1 protein-coding gene is annotated in these 2,575 nt (G+C 70.6%); it reads right to left on the minus strand.

All coding sequences use genetic code 11. The features are described 5' to 3' along the window. Nucleotides 1-2,575: ATP-binding protein (locus ABW137_RS17730; protein WP_526402301.1), on the minus strand; the 2,575-nt coding region annotated here is incomplete at both ends.

The raw sequence follows: 2,575 nt of genomic DNA on the forward strand, positions 1-2,575 counted from the left end.
CGCGTTGAGTCGATCAGACCACGACAGGATCTGCGCGCTGAAGGGGGCCACCCCCGAGTAGGTGATCAGCCATCCCACTAGCACGTCGGCCAGCACGTCGGCGTCACCGGTCGACTGCGCCAACTCCTCGGCCCGAACCAGGTGCGCCGCTGGGACTTTCGGGTCCGGGTTGTAGCAGTGCCCCACCGCGAGGGCGGCCAACACTCGCGCCCCCGCACCCGCATCGTCCTCCGCGACGTCGGCCGACCGCTCCAGCAGCACTAGCAGATCACCTGGATCCTCACCGGGTGCGAGCCACGGCCAGCCACCACTCGCCCTCAACAGCGCGCTGGCCACCCGCCCCGCCGTTGCCGTCCGACCGGCCCGCACCGCCTCCGCCAGATACCGCTCGACGGTCCCGAGGACGAGTCGTCCGCGTCCCGCGCGGGAGTAGGCCTCCAGCATCGCCACCGTCAGCGCGTCGCGCTCGCCATCGTCGCGGGCCGCGACCGGCAACCGGTCATAGGCGTCCAGCGCGGCCTGCCACCACTTCGCCGCGATGTCCGAGCTCCACCGCAGCGTCGCCTCTTGCGCCGCCCGACGGCATGCCTCTACTACCACGTCCGGTTCGACCAACGGCTGCGCCGCCACCAGATGCTGCGCCCGTCGCGTGGTTGCATCATCGCCGACGCCGTCGCCCAGCACCTCGGCGACCTTGGCGTGCAGGCGTTGTCGACGCAAGGCAGGCATGCTCGCCACCAGCTGATCGCGCAAGAGTCCGTGCGCGAAGGCGTACCCGTCACCGGTGTGCGACGGCACGACGATGCGCTCGTCGGCAGCCTCGTCGAGATAGTCCGCGAGCGTGTCGAGATCCAACCGCGTGGCCATCGCCAACACCGGCACGTCCACCTCGTCACCGATGACGGCCGCGGTGCGCAACATCTGCAGCACCGCAGGGTCCAGACCCGCGAGCCTTCGGTCCAACACCGACTTGATGGCGACGGGAATGTCATTGCCGGTGCGTTCGTCACGCGGCAGTCGCGCATACTCACACACGAAGAACGGGTTCCCGCCGGTCCTTTCGGCCAACGTCGCTGCTTCGGACATCGTCACGACGTCATCGGCCACCTGCGCCGCGAGTGCGGCGACGTGGCCCGTCGACAGCGCGGGCACCACGACGTGGCGGTTGTTGCCGCCGCGGGCCACCGTCCCGAGAAGCCGTTGCAGTTCCGGACTGGGTTCTCCGTCGCGGACGGTCGCGACGAACGCCAACCGAACGTCACGCAACGCGCCCGCCACGTAGGCGAGGCAGCTCGTCGACGCCGTGTCTGCCCACTGCACGTCGTCCACCACGATGGCGCGCACCCCCTCGGCGGACTCCAGGAGACGCTGAATACGTTCGTATACTTGGAATCTCGCGGTATCTGGATCCGCGTGCGGCGGCACCTTGAGCACCTCGTCGGCATCGGCGCCCAGCGCTCGGACCAACTGGCGCATCGGCCACCATGGCGGCGTTCCCGACTCGTCGGGGCAGCTGATCCACACCACGTCGCCGTCGACACCAGCCCTCGCCGCCACCTCCTCGGCCAACCTGGTCTTGCCGATACCCGGCGGCCCCGACAGCACCAGCCAGCGCGTGGCGCCCGCCTGAACGTCGTCGAGAAGGCTTGTCATCACAGCCAGTTCCCGATCGCGACCGACGATCTCGGCCCGCGGCGGGACGGCCTGCGCCGTACCGTACGAGGTGGCGCGGACGGTGCTGACAGTGGGCGTCGTCACCTCGGCCGCACCCGACCATTCCGGCTGCCGGGGCCACGCGGCGAGCTCGGGAGCCTCCCGCAGCACGGCGGTCTGAAGCTCGCGCAAGGCCGCGCCCGGCTGCAGACCGAGTTCCTCGTCGAGCACCTGGGCGTGCCGGGTATAGGCGTCGAGGGCATCCGGAGTCCTACCGGACCTGTGCAGCGCCAGCACGTGCAGCCAACACGCGCGGTCGGACAGCGCATCCTCGGCGCTGAGTTGCGCCGCTGCGGTCAGCGCGGCGGACACCCGCCCCAGGGCCAGCAGCGCGGTGATCCGATTGTCGATGCACTCCCTGCGCATGTCCTCGGCATGCGCCGCCTCCTGCTGCACCCACGGCTCGTCGCTCAGATCCTCGAGGAACCGGCCGTGCCACAACGCAATTGCCGTGTCCGCCGCTGCGAGCGCGTCGTCCCAACGGCCCGCGGCGACCGCCGCTCCCGCGCCACCCGCCGCAGCGGCGAACACCGTCAGGTCGACGTCGTCGGGCCCGGTCGCCAGATAGTAGCCAGGGGCCTGGCGGACGATCGGCGACGCCGAATCACCCTCGCGCAGCGCCCTCCGCAGATTCGACACATACGCCTGCAGACTGGCCGTGGCGCTACCCGGGACATCGTCACCCCAGACCGCGTCGATCAGCCGGTCCACCGAGACGACCCGGCCGCGGGCCAGGAGCAGCGCCGCGAGGACCGCACGCTGCTTGCGCGGCCCAACGTCGACCACTGCGTCCAAACCGACGTCGGACGCCGATTCCTGGCGCGTGACCTGCAGCGGCCCCAGCAACCGATAGCGCACCGGA

Source organism: Mycobacterium sp. (assembly GCF_040509115.1).
In the GTDB taxonomy this organism is placed as follows: Bacteria; Actinomycetota; Actinomycetes; order Mycobacteriales; family Mycobacteriaceae; genus Mycobacterium.